The organism is Rhizobium sp. AAP43 (genome assembly GCF_001296045.1).
Lineage (GTDB): Bacteria > Pseudomonadota > Alphaproteobacteria > Rhizobiales > Rhizobiaceae > Allorhizobium.
The window spans coordinates 48,865-65,880 of the sequence record NZ_LJHS01000005.1; the positions used below are offsets into that span (position 1 = coordinate 48,865).

At 59.2% G+C, this 17,016-nt stretch carries 8 protein-coding genes; 2 read left to right on the top strand and 6 right to left on the bottom strand.

Translation table 11 applies throughout. From position 1 onward, the window contains the following. Positions 1–4 precede the first annotated feature (4 nt). The 5 genes from IP76_RS03780 to IP76_RS03800 form a co-directional block, all read right to left on the bottom strand. Positions 5–802, bottom strand: coding sequence for an ABC transporter ATP-binding protein (locus tag IP76_RS03780; protein ID WP_054156862.1), 798 nt, complete (start codon positions 800–802; stop codon positions 5–7). An 11-nt stretch (positions 803–813) separates the two neighbouring features. Beyond that, entirely contained in the window at positions 814–1,710 is an 897-nt protein-coding gene (gene ntrB, locus IP76_RS03785) for a nitrate ABC transporter permease (protein WP_054156863.1), read from the bottom strand. 123 nt (positions 1,711–1,833) lie between these two features. Beyond that, on the bottom strand, positions 1,834–3,132 hold the full coding sequence (locus IP76_RS03790; RefSeq protein WP_054156864.1) for a CmpA/NrtA family ABC transporter substrate-binding protein: 1,299 nt from the start codon (positions 3,130–3,132) through the stop codon (positions 1,834–1,836). 355 nt (positions 3,133–3,487) lie between these two features. After that, the gene (locus IP76_RS03795) at positions 3,488–4,753 is read right to left on the bottom strand and encodes a CmpA/NrtA family ABC transporter substrate-binding protein (protein WP_054156865.1); all 1,266 of its coding nucleotides are present in this window, start codon (positions 4,751–4,753) and stop codon (positions 3,488–3,490) included. A gap of 48 nt (positions 4,754–4,801) precedes the next feature. Further along, the gene (locus IP76_RS03800) at positions 4,802–5,389 is read right to left on the bottom strand and encodes an ANTAR domain-containing response regulator (RefSeq protein ID WP_054157362.1); all 588 of its coding nucleotides are present in this window, start codon (positions 5,387–5,389) and stop codon (positions 4,802–4,804) included. A 294-nt stretch (positions 5,390–5,683) separates the two neighbouring features. Here IP76_RS03800 and IP76_RS03805 point away from each other — a divergent pair, with 294 nt between their 5' ends. Beyond that, complete coding sequence (locus IP76_RS03805) at positions 5,684–6,352, top strand: response regulator transcription factor (protein WP_054156866.1); 669 nt, start codon at positions 5,684–5,686, stop codon at positions 6,350–6,352. A gap of 28 nt (positions 6,353–6,380) precedes the next feature. On the opposite strand, the gene IP76_RS03810 is transcribed toward IP76_RS03805, so the two are convergent. Further along, the gene (locus IP76_RS03810) at positions 6,381–7,805 is read right to left on the bottom strand and encodes a sensor histidine kinase (protein WP_054156867.1); all 1,425 of its coding nucleotides are present in this window, start codon (positions 7,803–7,805) and stop codon (positions 6,381–6,383) included. 317 nt (positions 7,806–8,122) lie between these two features. Here IP76_RS03810 and IP76_RS03815 point away from each other — a divergent pair, with 317 nt between their 5' ends. Further along, positions 8,123–16,972 carry a peroxidase family protein gene (locus IP76_RS03815; protein ID WP_054156868.1) on the top strand — a complete coding sequence of 2,950 codons (8,850 nt, stop codon included), beginning with the start codon at positions 8,123–8,125 and terminating at the stop codon, positions 16,970–16,972. Positions 16,973–17,016: the final 44 nt, after the last annotated feature.

Sequence of the window (17,016 nt, forward strand, 5' to 3'; positions counted from 1 at the left end):
GATGTTACTCCGCAGCTTCGACAAAGCGGTGGCGTTCGTAGAGGAACTTCAACACGGCTTCGCGGGATTTGAGGTAGGTTCGGTCGGCGGCGAGCGCGATGCGGTCGCGCGGGCGCAGGATCGGGACTTCCAGCACTTCGCCAATGCGGGCTGCCGGGCCGTTGGTCATCATGACGATGCGGTCGGAGAGCAGCACAGCCTCGTCGACGTCATGGGTGATCATGATCATCGTGTTGCCGAGACGGGAATGGATTTCCATCACCGCATCCTGCAGATGGGCGCGGGTGAGGGCATCGAGCGCGCCGAAAGGCTCGTCGAGCAGCAGGATCTTCGGCTCCATGGCGAGTGCGCGGGCGATGCCGACGCGCTGTTTCATGCCACCGGAGATCTCCGCCGGGCGCTTGTCCTTGGCATGGCCCATCTGGACGAGATCCAGATTGCGCATCACCCATTCATGCTTTTCCGCCTTGGTCTTGCGGCCGGCAAAGACCTTCGAGACTGCAAGATTGACGTTTTCATAGACGGTCAGCCAAGGCAGGAGCGAGTGGTTTTGAAAGACCACGGCGCGTTCTGGGCCTGGCGCGTTGACCTCGACGTTTTCGAGCAAAACGGCACCGGAGGAGACGCGCGTCAGGCCGGCGATGAGGTTGAGCAAGGTCGACTTGCCGCAGCCAGAATGGCCGATGATCGAGACGAATTCACCTTTGTCGATGGTGAGGCTGACATCCTTGAGGACGTCCGTCTTCGTGCCGCCCCGTTCAAAGCTTTTGTCGATATGGTCGATCTTGAGATAGGCGTTCATGCTCGCTCTCCTCAGTTCTTCGCGGTGCCGCGGGTGATGACGTTGCCGAGAAGGGCGACCAGCTTGTCGAGGACGAAGCCGGTCACGCCGATATAGGCGAGCGCCACGATGATGTCGGAGAGGCGCGAGGAATTCCACGCATCCCAGATGAAGAAGCCGATGCCGACGCCGCCGGTCAGCATTTCCGCAGCAACGATGGCCAGCCACGACAGGCCGATGCCGATACGAAGGCCGGTGAAAATGTAAGGAGCTGCAGCCGGCACCATGATGCGGATGAAGAATTCCAGCGGATTGAGGCGCAGTACGCGGGCGATGTTGCGATAGTCTTCCGGGATATTGCGCACGCCGACAGCGGTGTTGATGATCACGGGCCAGATCGAGGTGATGAAGATGACGAAGATCGCCGACGGATTGGAGTTCTGGAATGCGGCGAGCGACAGCGGCAGCCAGGCCAGCGGTGGCACCGTGCGCAGGATCTGGAAGATCGGATCGAGACCGCGCATGGCCCAGACCGACTGGCCGACAACCGCACCCAGGAAGACGCCGACGACAGCTGCGAGGCCGAAACCGATGGCGACACGTTCAAGCGAGATCAGAACCCGCCAGGCAAGACCAATGTCCTGCGAGCCGTAATCGAAGAACGGAAAGGCGATCAGGTCATAACTGTCGATCCAGATCTGCGATGGCGGTGGCAGGCTGGCGCCGGGATTGGAGCAGGCGATCTGCCAGACGGCCAGGAGCCCGATCAGCACCACAAGTGGCGGCAGGACATTGCGACAGAGGGCGGCGAGCGGCTTGCGGATGTTGAGCTTACTGGCTGGGCGCTGTGCGATCATGACGACCGTCCCTGTCCTGGTCGCTGAAATGGCCGTCGCCTCGGTCTCAGTCTTGCGGGCGGTTGCGGTCATGGTGTGGTCCTTTTGGGCGGTTGGTGTTTAGCTAGCGATGAGGGGAGGCAAATGCGCCGAGCGTCGCTCCCCCTCATCCGGCCATGCGTGGTTACAGCCTCCCCCGCGGGGGAGACTGTGAAATTAGGCTCCGGCCTTGATCGTCAGGCTGTCGAGATAGGCCTTCGGGTTTTCCGGATCGAAGACCTTGCCGTCGAAGAAGGTCTCCGGTCCGCGCGACGAGGAAGCCGGGATGTCGGCGGCGGCGATGCCGAGATCGGCGGCGGCGGCCCGCCAGATGTCCTCGCGGTTGACCTTGTCGACCAGTGCCTTGATGTCGGTGTCGGCTGCGAATTTGCCCCAGCGGACGTTCTCGGTCAGGAACCAGGCATCATGGCTCTTGAAAGGATAGGAAGCGTGGTCCTTCCAGAACTTCATCTCGAGTCCGGTGTTTTCGAGCAGACGGCCGTTGCCATAGTTGATGGTGCCCTTCAGGCGGCCGGCCACATCCTTCGGCGGCACGTTGAACCACTGGCGCTTGCCGAGGATCGCCGACATCTCTTCCTTGTTGTCCATGCTGTCGGCCCAGATCTGGGCTTCCATCACGGCCATCATCAGGGCCTTGGCGGCGTTCGGATTCTTCTCGATCCAGTCGGTGCGGAGACCCAGCGCCTTTTCCGGATGGCCCTTCCACAGCTCACCTGTGGTGCAGGCGGTAAAGCCGATGCCCTGGTTGACGAGCTGCTCGTTCCAGGGCTCGCCGACACAGAAGGCATCCATGTTGCCGACCTTCATGTTGGCAACCATCTGCGGCGGCGGGACAACGATGGTGGAGACGTCCTTGTCCGGATCGATGCCGCCGGCGGCCAGCCAGTAGCGGATCCACAGGTCATGGGTACCGCCGGGGAAGGTCATGGCGACCTTAATCTCGTTGCCGGCGGCCTTCTTGGCGGCAAAGGCTTCCTTCAGCTTCGATGCATCCAGTTGTACGCCGGTCTCGGCATATTCCTTGGCAACCGAGATGCCCTGGCTGTCGAGATTGAGGCGGGCGATGATCGACATCGGTACCGGCACATTGTTCTGCGTCACCTTGCCGGTTTCCATCAGATAGGGCATCGGGGTGAGGATATGTGCGCCATCGATGCCGTTTGCCTCGCCACCGAGGACGAGATTGTCGCGTGTCGCGCCCCAGGAAGCCTGCTTCAGGACTTCGACATCAGGCATGCCGTGTTTCTCGAAGAAGCCCTTTTCCTTGGCGATGACCAGCGGTGCGGCATCTGTCAGTGCGATGAAGCCCAGTTTGACGCCGGTGACTTCAGGGCCGGCACTCGCGGCAAAGGCGCCAGACGGCAGGGCCAGGCGGGCTGCGCTCACGAGAGCGGCAGCGGAGGTGATCTTGAGGATCTGACGGCGGCTGATGTTCATTCCTTTAGTCTTCGTCATAATTGTTTGCCCCTCTGGTGTGCGACGGAGATCTGGAAAACGAAAAAAACGCCGCGAGCTTTCCTGCGGTGTCCTGGCGGGAGGAGCCGGACAGCAAAAAGCCTGCGACGTCATTGTCTGATGGGTATCTGCGCCTCTGCGGCGCTCATCCGTCCTGCGATCGCCGTTGATCGTGGACGAATATTAAGAAGCAAGAGGCGTGCCAGTTTTAGAAAGCGCTCTTGAAGTTGTTGATATGGAAGGTTTTTCTGCTCGTAAGCCTGTCGTCTGCCTGGCGTTGTGGGTAAAGGCTCTGCATGTTTCGCGATCTCGCTTTGAATGCAGATGCCGCTGCTTTGTGCAGTGCACGCTTCAATCAGGCGTCTTGGGACCTGTCGCCAAGGGAGGCTTGCATGCGCACGGGGAAGCCTTCGACATAGCCGGGGATGTTCAATGGGTCGAAAACCTGCCCGTCCATGAAGGTGTCCCCCGGCCTCACGCCAACAGGAGATAGGGTCTCTTCGCGTGCAGGCTGCCCGAGGGCTGCCCGATAAAGATCCGGCCGGAAGGCCGAGGCCGCCGCCGATGCCTTGTCGGCGGAGAAACCCGTTTGGCCCCAGCGGATCATCTGGCTGTAGATCCACAAGGCCTGGCGGGGGGCGGGCAGGTTTGCCTCCCCCCGGTGAAAGACGAAATAGTTTTCGAGAACACGCTTGGTTCCCTTGGCGTCGAGTGAGAATTCCCCGGCGAGAACCTGTCTAAGGATATCGACCGGTGCTGCGATATAACGCTCGGCTGACAGCGTTTCGGCGAGACGTGCGTGGTTGGCGCGATCGTCACACCAGCGTGCCGCGGCATCGAGTGCGACGACCAGACGAGACACCGTGTCTGCGTTGGCGGCTGCCCATTCCGGGCGCATGCCGACGACCTTTTCCGGTGCCGACGGCCAGATATCCTGCTTTGCTGCAACGATCCGCCCCAGGCCGCGTTCGGATGCGACCATGTTCCAGGGCGCGCCAACGCAAAAGCCGTCGATCGCGCCGGCAGCAAGCGCATCTGAGGTGAGCGGCGGTGGCACAACGACCATCTTCACATCCGCATCCGGATCGATGCCGCCAGCGGCCAGCCAGTAGCGGAATTCGTAATTGTGGGACGAGAATGGATAGGTCATCCCGAAGGTCGGCGGTGTTTCTCCCGCAGCCCGCATCTCGGCAAGTACGGATGCTAGCGCCCGAGCATTGTCGAGGGCCGAGGCGGTGTCGCTCAGATCGGCAATGGCCTGCATCCGTTCGAAGAGACGTGAGGACAGCGTAATCGCGTTGCCGCCGCGACCGAGCGAGAAAGGCGCGATGGTTGGCGAGGGGTTGGAGCCCAGACCGAGCATCGAGGCGACGGGCATGGGTGACAGCATATGGGCAATGTCGAATTGCCGGAAGGCCAGTCTGTCGCGCACATTGGCCCAGGACACGTCGCGCACAAGGTCGAGCGTCAAGCCTTCCCGCGCCGCAAACCCGAATTCCGCCGCTGCGACAAGCACGGATGCATCCATGAGCGGGATGAAGCCGGCGCGCAGCAGTTTCTGTTCGCCGCCACTGATCCTTGCCGGTGCGTTGAGCCCGCTTTTGCCATTGTCGATCGTCATTTCAAGCACTCCGCCGCCTCCGCTTTTCGGGTTCGGACCAGCACGCCATCACAGCAACATGCCGGCAGCTGTCACCACCGATTGGGCGATGTCGGCAAGCCGTTTCTTTTCGTTCATCGCCGTCTGGCGCATCAGCGTGAAGGCCTCCTCTTCCGAAAGGCCGCGCATCTTCATCAGGATCCCCTTGGCGCGCTCGATCACCTTGCGCTCCTCAAGTGCGCTTCTTGCATCGGCCAACTCGCGTTGCAGGCGGCTGAAGGCATTGAATCGGCTGACCGCCATATCGAGGATCGGCTTGATGCGTTCCTTGCGCAGGCCATCGACGACATAGGCGGAAACGCCAGCATCGACGGCGGCTTCGATCGAGGCGGTGTCCGAACGGTCGACGAACATGGCAATCGGGCGACTGACGGAGCGCGTGAGTTGGAACAGATGTTCCATCATGTCCCGGTTCGGGTTTTCAATATCGATGATGATGACATCGGGGGCAAGCGTCTCGACGATACGGGCTATGCCGTTCACCTCGTGGACGACGGTCACCCGTCTGTGGCCAGCCTCATGCAATCCTTCCTCGATGATCGCTGCACGAACAGCGTTCTCATCAATTACCAGGATGGTGAGGTCGAGGTGGTTCATGCAGGGATTGATGACGCAATGCAGCATTGATGGCAACCGGCATTGCCTAAAAACTAGGTTTTTCCGATGCTGGCGCAATAATATGCAAATTGACACGCGTCCATCTCGTGCCTCCGGTTATCTGCGGAACACAGAGAAAAACAGTCGATTTCATCTTGATGTTTTATTTTAGTTCATCCGGAAGAGCAATTATTTCCCAAAAATGGGCGAATGGGCGTTAACTGATATTTAAGCAAACGCTTCACCACGCCGAGGCCGCGTGTTACTCATAATAACCCTAAGGAGGCATGGGTTATGGTGGTAAGGGTCGCGTTTGTCGATGATCATCCGATTCTGCTTGAAGGTCTTGTGAGCCTTTACAGCAGCAAGGCCGATCTCGATGTGGTGGCCATGGGCCACAATACAATTGATGCACTGCAGATCCTTGAGCAACATCGACCTGATGTCATAGTCATGGATCTCAGCATGCCCGGCGATTCTTTCGCTGCGATCGATCTGATGCTTGTGACCCATCCCTATACAAAGGTGATCGTGTTTACGGCGTCCAGCGCTATCCAGCCTGCGGTTGAACTGATCGAGGCAGGCATTTCCGGTTACGTTCTGAAGGGATCTTCCTCCTCGGATCTGCATGAGGCGATCCTGCGGGCTCATGATGGAGAAACCTATATCACCCCGGGTTTTGCCACGAAGGTAATCGTCTCGATGAAGACCGCAGAGCTGCGGCGTGCGGCACAGCCGAAAGAACACCTGCATCATCGCGAGGAGCAGATTATCGGCGGATTGCTGAAGGGTATGACCAATCGTGAGATCGGCACCAGCCTTAATCTCAGCGAAAAGACGGTCAAGCACTATATGACCTCGCTGATGAGCAAGCTTGATGTTCGCAACCGCGTCGAGCTCGTGATCGCCGTCAAGAACCGCGCTGCACCAAAGGAAGCGCCTGCTAGACGCATCTCCGGGTGAAGGTTTGGGTGGCGTGCCCCGCCCCGCCTCAGTCCGCACCTAGAGGGAGACTTGCGACTGCAAATGTTCCGTTCTTGCGCGGAAAGTAGCGCATCCTGCCACCGAAGTTTCGAATGCGACGTTTCTGGCTGACCTTGCCCAGGCGTGATCTCTGGACTTCGCTCTTCGAGGCAAGGACCGGTTTTTTTCCGATATCGACTACGGCGACATAAAGCTTTCCTGCGCGGCAGTGATAGCGGACGAGATTGCGGTTGTCTGGCGCGTGGCGGTAGCTGTTGAGAAGCCCTTCAAGCACGAAACGATAGAGGCAAATCGATAGATCGGGAATACGTAGTTCCGAACGAAGCCGGCCTTCGACTGGAGCTTCGCGTCCGGTAATCTCGAGATAGCGCTTGGCTGCCAGATGGATCGCCTCGTCGACCGTTGTTTCTTCCAGCTCAGGTAGGACCAACCCGGCAGAAAGATGCCGGATTTCGTCAAGCACATTGGTGACGAGGTCGATCGCCTTGTGAAGCGCTTCCCTGCGTGTCTCGGGAGATATGTCCTGTTTTGTGCTCGACAGGTCGCTCAGGCGAAGCTTTACCAAGGTCAGAAGCTGGACCGAACCGTCGTGGAGATCGGAACCGATCTGATCAAGAATTCGCTCATTCAGCTTGCCGGCCTCAACGCGGGCATTTTCTGCCAGCAAGCGAAGCCTGTTGTTCTCGACGGAAAGCTCGATCGCATTGCGCAGGCTTTCTCGCAATGTTCGCCTCTGATGCTCGATCAGCCGGGCACCTTTGCGCACCACCAGATAGAGAAGAGAGAGCATCGGTACAGAGATCAGGAGGACGACGGCCATCGATTTGTGGCGCGTGCCAAGGATCTGCTGCTCGAGCACTACGGATTCTTCGTAGATTTCACCTGCAAGCAGAACCTTGCCGTCACTGTTGCTGACCAGTGGTGCGTAGACTTCAAGCAGGGGCTCGACCCGTTCTTCTTCGCTGTAGTCGTGTTTGGCAATCGTCGTACGCGACACAACCGTTTCGCCTTGGAGTGCGCGTGCCAGCTCATCAAAAACGATCGGGGCCGGCAAGGGCTCTTCCTTCGGGAAGATCTGGCGTCCATCGGCCGACCATATCTTGATGAAGCGGATACGTTGGCCGATTGGCCCCTGGCCGATCAGGGCAGAGATGCTGTCCTCAAACGTCTCGTTGAATTCGAAGCTACCCGACGGGGTCGTCTGGACGAGCGGTGCAATCAGCGTCTGCATGCGTACTGCGCCGGCAGAGCCGGCTGCATTCAGCGCTGCGGTCTCCACTTGCGCTGCGGTGAAGAAGCTGACGCCTGCCATGAGGCTGAAGACGATCACCGAGGCCGCGATCAGGAATTGCGCAGACAAGGAGAGTTCTGAAAGCTTGCCCCAGAACCTCCAGATCAGACTTGGCTGCGAAAGACCGTTCTTTGCCTTCATGGTGCTCGACTGTCCGATGCTGTCTCCGGCGCTGTCTGGAGCTCCGGCTCGGTCCCTACAGAGTAAGCATAAATCCTGCAGTCGGTGGGACATTTCTTGGTTTTCGCCAGTATCGACGATTTTTCCTTGGCGTCCATGGTCTGAAAACTATCGGACCATGGTCCGAAACTGGATAGGACCTAGGGCGCATACATCGTGAGACCTAGTTCCCTTCAATCGTCCCGTGGTTGTGAGAAGCTTCGAACCTGACAAAGTCCTGACAAACCCCTGTCAGAACGCCGATCAAGCTCACGGAGGCGGGGATTTCCCGAAGCGTCATGGTTCACATCAATCAGCACGACCTCGAATTCATCCTGAAGCAGATCAAGATCGCCGAAGCCAATTCGACGGCGCATTCGGGTAGTTTTTCAGCCGGCCTCAAGGAAATCTGGTCTGATGACGCGGGGAATACCTACACGTTGGATGCAGAGGGTTTCCCGATCAATAGTGCGGGTGAGCGGATCGTTATCGAGAATGTCGAGCAGACGGTCACCAGCCTTGGGCTAACCCAGGCGATCAGTGCTGACCATGTTCCCTACGGCCTGCGCACGGTGGACGGCAGCTACAACAACCTTGCGGAGGGGCGCGAGGATTGGGGTTCCGCAGACCAACCCTTTGTTCGGTTGCTGGAGCAGGGTTGGCGCGTCAGCGACGGCGATACCTTCCGACTGTTCACAGGCTTTTCCCAGGCGGGGCCGAGCTTCACGACGATATCGAACAGTGCCTATAACCCCACGGGTGCGGTTGCAGACGCCGATCCGCGGCTGATCTCCAACCTGATCGTTGACCAGACATTGGCCAATCCGGCCGCCATTTACACGGCGCTGGTTCAGTCGGGCTATTCCGGTGACATCATGGCGGCGGTTGATGCCATTCGCGCAGACTTCAACGAAGCACTCGAAGATGCAAAGGCTGCGAACAGCACGCAGAAGACCGTTGCCGTGCTTGCCGCCGAGGCGACTGCGGGTATCGCTGGCAATCTGGAAGCGACCTACGGCATCAGGTTTGACGGTCCGTCGGTGCTGATTGAGAATGTTGCGCCCGACGAAGGCCTTTCGGCACCCTACAATTCCTGGTTTACGCTGTTCGGCCAGTTTTTCGACCACGGCCTCGACCTGGTCGAAAAGGGGGGCAATGACAAGATCTACATTCCGCTGTCGCCCGATGACCCGCTTTATGTTCCGGGGAGCTTCACCAATTACATGGTGCTGACCCGTGCGCCGGAACAGCCCCGCAATTTCACGACGCCTTTCGTCGACCAGAACCAGACCTATTCGTCCACGGCTTCAAAGCAGTTGTTCCTGCGGGAATACAAGCTCGATGCCGATGGCAAGCCGGTCGCGACAGGCCATTTGCTTGAAGGTGCCAAGGGGATCGCAACCTGGGGCGAAGTGAAGGATCAGGCTCGAGACATTCTCGGGATTGAGCTCTCGGACGAATATGTCGGAAGCGTTCCGCTCTTCCTCATGGACGCTTACGGTGAGTTCATTCGCGGCCCCAACGGTTTTCCGCAGCTGATAACCGCCAATGGCCTGGTCGAAGGCAATCCCGACGCGCCAATCAGCCTGAGCAACGCAGTCCTCACCGGGCACGCCTTCCTGGATGATATCGCGCATAATGCGGTTCCTGGTCTTGTCGATCACGATCGCAATCCATCAACCGCCGCCATTCTCAAAATTGCCGATGCCGATGGTGATGCCGGGAATGCCATTCCTCTCAACAACGTCGGGCAGGCAACGACCTATGACGATGAACTGCTCGATGCCCACTTTGTCACCGGTGATGGTCGCGGCAATGAGAACATTGGCCTGACCGCTGTTCACCACATTTTCCATTCCGAACACAACAACACGGTGGAGCAGGTCAAGGTGCGCGCCATTGAGGCCGCGCAAAACGGTGATCTCGGCTTCCTGAACGAGTGGCTTGCGACAGACGTTCAGGAATTGCCCGAGGATCTTGTCACGTTGAATTGGGACGGTGAGCGCCTGTTCCAGGCCGCCCGCTTCACCACGGAAATGCAGTACCAGCATCTGGTCTTTGAGGAATTTGCTCGGAAGATCCAGCCAGATGTCGATGCCTTTGTCTTCAATCCGTCCATGGACATCGATCCGGCGATCTTCGCCGAGTTCGCCCATGTCGTCTATCGCTTCGGTCATTCGATGCTGAACGAGACTGTCGATAGCGTTGATGCGGATGGCGTCGGTTCTTCCATGGACCTGTTCGATGCCTTCCTCAACCCGATTGCCTATGCGTCGGGCGCTGTTACGGCCGAGCAGGGGGCTGGGGCCGTCATTCGCGGCATGACCGGTCAGGTCGGCAACGAGATCGACGAATTTGTCACCGACGTTCTGCGCAACCATCTGGTCGGCATCCCACTCGACCTTGCCGCCCTCAACATCGCCCGAGGCCGTGAAACCGGCATTCCGAGCCTGAATGCGGCGCGTGCTCAGTTCAAGGAAATCGCCAATGGCGATAGCCAGCTCGACCCTTACAAGAACTGGGTTGATTTCGGCATGAACTTGAAGAACCCGGCTTCGATCGTGAACTTCATCGCGGCTTATGGCACGCATTCTTCGATTACAACGGTGCTGGATCCTGCCGCGATGACACCGCAAAATCCGACCGGCAGTCGCGCCACGACGATGGAGGAAAGGCGCGACGCGGCGATGAAGCTGGTCTTCGGTGGCCAAGGCGCGCCGGCTGATCGTCTCGACTTCGTCAATGGCACAGGCGCCTATGCAGATCTCGGCGGCTTGAACGATGTCGATCTCTGGATTGGCGGTCTTGCCGAAAAGAAGATGGCCTTCGGCGGCATGCTGGGGTCCACTTTCTCCTTTGTCTTCGAACTCCAGCTTGAAAATCTGCAGAATGGAGACCGCTTCTACTATCTGTCACGTACACAGGGCCTTAACCTGCTGAACGAGCTGGAAGCGAACTCGCTGGCCGAACTCGTCATCCGCAACACGGACATTGGCGAGTCTGGCTATGCAGTTCCGGGCGACATATTCTCCGTTCCCGATCATGTGCTCTATGTCGATCCGTTGGAGCAGGGCAAGTGGGTCGGTCCCGATCCGATGGGGAGTGATCCGTTCCAGAACGCGCTGGCTCCGATGGTGCAGCGTGGCGCCAACTTCATCCAGTTCAACAGCCTCGATCATGCCCTTATCCAGGGCACGAACCAGGCGGATACGATCATTTCCGGTGGTGGCGACGACACTGTCTGGGGGCGTGGCGGCAATGACCGGATCGAAGCGGGTTATGGCGTCGACAAGGTCCATGGCGGCGAGGGCGACGATATCATCACCAATTCTGGCACGGATATCGGCGAGACCGATTTCCTCATGGGCGAAGAAGGAAATGACGTTGTCCATGGCGGCTCCGGCCTGGCGCTGGTCTTCGGCAATCAGGGCTCTGACGTTCTGATCTCCGGGCCCGACGGCAAGGAAATGTTCGGCGGTGAAGGCGACGACTTCATGCTCGGCGGCGAAGGCGGCGACTTCCTGCTTGGCAATGAAGGCGACGACTGGATCGAGGGCGGCAACGGCTTTGATACGACGGCCGGTGACAATTCCGAGCTGTTCTTCAACTCGACGATCCTTGGCCATGACGTCATGTTCGCCGGTCAGAACGAACATGACTTTGATGCCGAATCCGGCGACGACATCATGGTGCAGGGCGAGAGCGTGATGCGCAATGAAGGCATGTGGGGGTATGACTGGGCAGCCTACAAGGGCACGACCAAAGCGGCCGATGCCGACCTCCTCAAGCCGATCTTCACCACGGACCAGCAGGATATCCTGCGCAATCGCTTCGACGCTGTCGAAGGCCTGTCCGGTTACAAGGCGAACGATCTCCTCAAAGGGGATCATCGCTCCACGGCGTTCCCTTCGACGCCTGATCCGGAAGCGGAACCAGGCGCAAACCTCGCCGGTGCCGAAAACACGATGGTCAAGCATCATCTGAGCCAGGCTGGCATCGACCGGATCTCCGGCCTTCGCGAACTTCTCGGCGATCTGGTTCAGAATACGAACGCGGTCGGCGAGGCAGCCCGCGAAGCACAGATCGCCTTTGATGCCGGCAACATTCTTCTCGGCGGTGGCGGCAGCGACACAATCGAAGGCCGTGGCGGCGACGATGTGATCGATGGTGACAAGTGGTTGAACGTTCGCATTCGCATTACCACGCCAAACGCGACCTATACCGCAGACAGTCTGGCTGGACCGATCTATCTTCAGTCCCAGCTGGTCAACGGGGAAATCCCGACGAATGCCGCCCCGGCCCTTGGCGGCAAGACGCTATCGGAACTGCTGCTCGATCGTGCGATCCTTCCCGGGCAGATGGAAATCGTCCGTGAAATCGTCGATGGTGGCCAGAATGGTGACACTGACGTCGCCGTCTATTCGGATGTGCGGGCGAATTATGCCTTCGAACTGAATGAAGATGGCAGTCTGACGGTGACGCACGTGACGGTCGATCCCGATGGGACGCTTGGGCTGGTCAATTCTGACGGGCAGGACCGTCTGAGCAATATTGAGACCCTTCGCTTCGCCGACGGTGACGCATCAGTCGCCGAGCTCTTCAATCGCGAACCTTCGATTACATCCAATGGCGGCGGTGCGACTGCGGCAACCACGGTCGGAGAAAACAGCTCGATCGTGACAACCGTAACGGCCAACGATCCGGATGCTGGCCAGGTGCTCACCTATTCAATTGCTGGGGGGGCCGATGCTGCTTTGTTTGCGATCGATCCATCCACCGGGATCCTGACATTCCTTGTGCCACCGAATTTTGAGGCTCCAACCGATGTCGGTGCCAACAATGTCTACGATGTGGTCGTCCAGGTATCCGATGGACTTGCCATTGATACACAGGCACTTGCCGTTACGGTCTCCAACGTCAACGAAGGTCAGAGCGGTTCACCCGTGATTTCCGATCTGACACCCACGAGACCACAGCAACTTTCCGTGGATACGTCGGGGATCGCGGACCCGGACGGACTTGGCGCTTTCTCCTTCCAATGGCGTATGTCGGTCGACAATGGAGCGACCTGGACGAATATTGCCGGTGCAACGGCTGCAACTTTCACGCCCGGTGGCGCGCAAGTTGGTAACCTTTTGCGGGTTGACGTATCCTATACTGATGGAAGCGGCGCCGTCACAACGCTGACATCGACACCAACTGCTGCCGTGGGCGATACCGTTACCGGAACCGTCTTCGGCGAAACGCTCAATGGGACTGCTGGTGCTGATGTTCTGGCCGGGTCTATCGGCAACGACACGGTGAATGGCGGCGCCGGCGATGACGTGATTTCCTGGACCGTCAGAAACACTGGGTTCCCTGGATTCGGTATCGCTGACGGCCGTGACTTCGTCGATGGCGGCGCTGGCAGCAACGATACCTTCGTCGTCAACGGCAACAACCAGACGGAAACCTACCGCATCTACGCCCGTGCCGATTGGTTGGTGCTGAATCCCTTCGCGCCCCTCAATGTCAACACCGAGATCATCATCACCCGTAACGGTACGACCAACGCCAACGTTATCGCGGAACTCGACAATATCGAGGAGATCATCATCAATACCGGTCCCGGCAATGACCAGGTCATTGCAATCGGTAACTTCAATCCGACGAGCCTGAACTTCAATACCATCACGATCGATGGTTCGGAGGGCAACGATACGGTCGATATTTCGGATCTGGCATCTGCACACCGCATCCTGTTCCGCTCGGCCGGTGGCCAAGATACGATCCTTGGAACCCTGCGTGCCCAGGATGTGATCGAGATCCCTGCGGGTGCAAACCCGACGGACTATGCGCTGACGGTCAACGGCAACGGGTCCAAGACGCTCTCGAACGGAACGCACTCGATCACCTTCTCGGGCGACGTGCCGCAGCTTGCGCCCCCGAGCGATCATGGTGGCAGCACCACCGGTCCAATTCTCGGTCCTAGCGGTCCATTCGAATATACGGCTCGCGACATCGAAGGGCTGACCAACCTGATCAAAGGGCTGCCGGCCTATGCCGGAGATGACGATTCACTCGGTGCTGGTGGCGTTCGCGACCTGTCCGGCGCCGGCAACAATCTTGCCAATCCGACCTCTGGCAATGCCGATCAGCCCTTCATCCGTCTCACCGATGCCCGTTATGGCGATGGTGTCGTGACTGACGCCCAGAACAACATGATCAATCGGGCGCTAAACCCGATCTTTGATGGGCTTGATGCGCGCGCCATTTCCAACATCCTGGGTGACCAGGAGGACGGACTGCCGAAAGCACCGAACCAGGCCAATATCTTCTTCATGGCCTTTGGCCAGTATTTCGACCACGGGCTGGACTTCCTGCCCAAGGGCGGTGCCGGCAAGGTGATCATCGACGGTGTCGACATTCCGGGGCCGACGGCTGCAAACTTTACCGACCTCACGCGTGGCGCGCTTGCCGAGCCACTCCAGTCGGCCACGGATATTCCGCAGCACATCAACAAGACGTCGCCCTTTGTCGACCAGAACCAGGTCTATGGGTCGAATACGATCGTCGGTCAGTTCCTGCGGGAAGCGGACGGCCATGGTGGCGTCGGCTCTCATATCCTGATGGGGACCGCTGATCCGTCGGCACCCGGCCAGCACCTGATGTCGACCCTGCGAGAGCTGCTAGACCATCACCGCGAAGCCGGCACAGTCTTCAAGGGGCCGGGACTTGGTATGTCTGGTATGACGATCGACCAGTATTACCCGACGCTGTGGAACAGCACGTCGAACAGCTATGACATGACGATTGTCCGTACACTTGCCAGCAACTTCATGGGCTCCAGCCATGCGCTGCTGCTCGATGCCAATCCGATCATCAGCCCGCTCGACCACTATATCGGTGGTGATGGTCGTGCGAACGAGAATTTCACGCTGACCTCGATGCACACCATCTGGGCGCGCAACCACAACTTCCATGTCGAGAAGCTGTTGGACGCCGGTTTTGTCGGGACGGAAGAGGAGCTGTTCCAGGCCGCCAAGATGGTGAACGAGGCCGAGTACCAGCGCGTCGTCTTTACCGAATTTGCCGATGCGCTGATCGGCGGGATCCAGGGCGATGGCGACCATGGGTTCGAGGCCTATAACGAAAATGCGACGGCGAGCATCAGCCATGAATTCGCTGCCGCCGTCTATCGCATCGGCCATTCGCTGATCGGCGACACCGTGACAGTAAAGGGACCGGACGGGCAGAACTACTCGGTCAACCTGTTCGACGCCTTCCTGAACCCGACCAATGATGTGTTTACGCCGGGGCAGCTGCAGCAACTTCAGGCAATGGGCTATAATCCGCAGCCCGGCTACGAGCAGCTCGGAACAGGGGCAATCCTGTCCGGGATCGTCGAGCAGCCGGCGGAAGATGTTGACTTTAACGTTGTGGATGCGGTCCGCAACGACCTCGTTCGCATCCGCGCCGACCTCTTCGCCTTCAATGTTGCCCGTGGCCGCGATGTTGGTCTCGGTACACTGAATCAGGTCAAGGCGGACCTGAAGGCTTCGACCGATCCCTATGTGAAGTTTGCGGTCGATTTCCTGGAGGCGAATGGCGGTTCGATGAACCCCTATTCGAGCTGGCAGGACTTCAAGCTGCGCAATGGCCTGACTGACGTCGTGCTCGCCCAGTTCATGGCGGCCTATCCAGACCTCGTGTTGCAGGCAGATCAGATCGCTGCGTTCAAGGCCATCAATGGCAACATCGTTGCAGTCCAGGAGGACGGCACCGGGCTGGTCAAGGGGATTGACCGCGTCGACCTCTGGGTCGGTGGTCTGGCTGAAAAGCACTTCAATGGCGGCATGGCCGGCGACACCTTCTGGGTCGTTCTGCATGAGCAGTTCGACCGCCTGCAGGAAGCCGACCGGTTCTACTACACCGAGCGCTTCGACAACTTCGATCTCTATGAAAACTTCATCGATGGCCAGAACTTCGCTGACATCGTCGCCCGCAACACCGGCCTGGCAGGACTGCCCGAGGACATCTTCTCCTCCGACGTCGAGGACGGCGTTGGCAATGGCGAAGGCGAGGGTGAAGGCGAAGACGATGGTGACGGCGATGGCCAGACCGACCCTGACGGCGACAACGGCGACGGCGACGGTGATGGAAGTGTCGACGATGGCGACGATGAAGACGACGGCGACACGGACGGTGAAGGGGATGGCGACGGGAACTCTGACGGTGACGGCGATAGCGATGGAGAAGACGATGGCGGCGTAACGCCGACGCCGACACCTGTTCCCGTGGCTGCGCTCACCCTGATCGGCACGGCTGCTGCGGATGCACTCTTGGGGGCATCCGGGGACGACACGATCCTGGGCGGCGCCGGGACCGATGTATTGGCCGGCCAGGGAGGCTCGGACATTCTGCGCGGTGAGGACGGCGACGATGTCGTGACAGGTGGCGACGGCAATGATGTCGTCAATGCGGGTCTCGGCGATGACGAGGTCCATGCCGGGGAAGGTGCGGACATTGTCTTTGGTGGTGCCGGCGCGGACCTGATCTTCGGCGATGGCGGCAATGACGTGATCGAGGGTGGGGCCGGGGATGACCGGGTCTGGGGCGGTGCCGGCGACGACACTGTGATTGCAACGCTGTCGGATGGCAACGACGTCTACTACGGCGAAGCAGATCGCGACACGCTCGACTATGCGGCGACCAATGCCAACCTGACGGTCGACCTTGGCAACGGCTTCAACCAGCGCGGCTCGGTGAGCGGCGGGACGACGGGCTCCGATACGTTCTACGGTTTCGAGAGTTTCGTTGGCGGTTCGGGTCATGACACGATCATCGCGTCTTCGGCAGTCAATGTTATCGACGGCGGGCTGGGCGATGACGTGTTCAAGTTCTCGTCCGCAGCGGTTGCCAATGGTGACACGGTCTACGGCTTCCAAACCGGCGACCGGATCGACTTCACCGGCATGGGCTCGATGAAGCTCGAGGCAGGCCAGACCATTGATGCGATCGGCGACGTGACCATTACGCATGAGGTGCGCGACGGTGAGGAGTTCACGGTGATCCGCGGCAATACGCAGGGCGACACGGCGTCGGACTTCGAACTCCTGCTGCATGGCCGCCACAACCTGACGGTCAACGACTTCCTCGGCGTTTCCTAAGGACAGCGAAGACAGACTGTCCGCCCCGGGCGGGGGCGGACAGG

Excerpts from the sequence above, each read along its gene's own strand:
- IP76_RS03805 (WP_054156866.1), top strand. The coding sequence starts at position 5,684 with ATGGTGGTAAGGGTCGCGTTTGTCGATGATCATCCGATTCTGCTTGAA.
- IP76_RS03780 (WP_054156862.1), bottom strand. The coding sequence starts at position 802 with ATGAACGCCTATCTCAAGATCGACCATATCGACAAAAGCTTTGAACGG.
- IP76_RS03795 (WP_054156865.1), bottom strand. The coding sequence starts at position 4,753 with ATGACGATCGACAATGGCAAAAGCGGGCTCAACGCACCGGCAAGGATC.
- IP76_RS03810 (WP_054156867.1), bottom strand. The coding sequence starts at position 7,805 with ATGAAGGCAAAGAACGGTCTTTCGCAGCCAAGTCTGATCTGGAGGTTC.
- IP76_RS03800 (WP_054157362.1), bottom strand. The coding sequence starts at position 5,389 with ATGAACCACCTCGACCTCACCATCCTGGTAATTGATGAGAACGCTGTT.
- IP76_RS03815 (WP_054156868.1), top strand. The coding sequence starts at position 8,123 with ATGGTTCACATCAATCAGCACGACCTCGAATTCATCCTGAAGCAGATC.
- ntrB (WP_054156863.1), bottom strand. The coding sequence starts at position 1,710 with ATGACCGCAACCGCCCGCAAGACTGAGACCGAGGCGACGGCCATTTCA.
- IP76_RS03790 (WP_054156864.1), bottom strand. The coding sequence starts at position 3,132 with ATGACGAAGACTAAAGGAATGAACATCAGCCGCCGTCAGATCCTCAAG.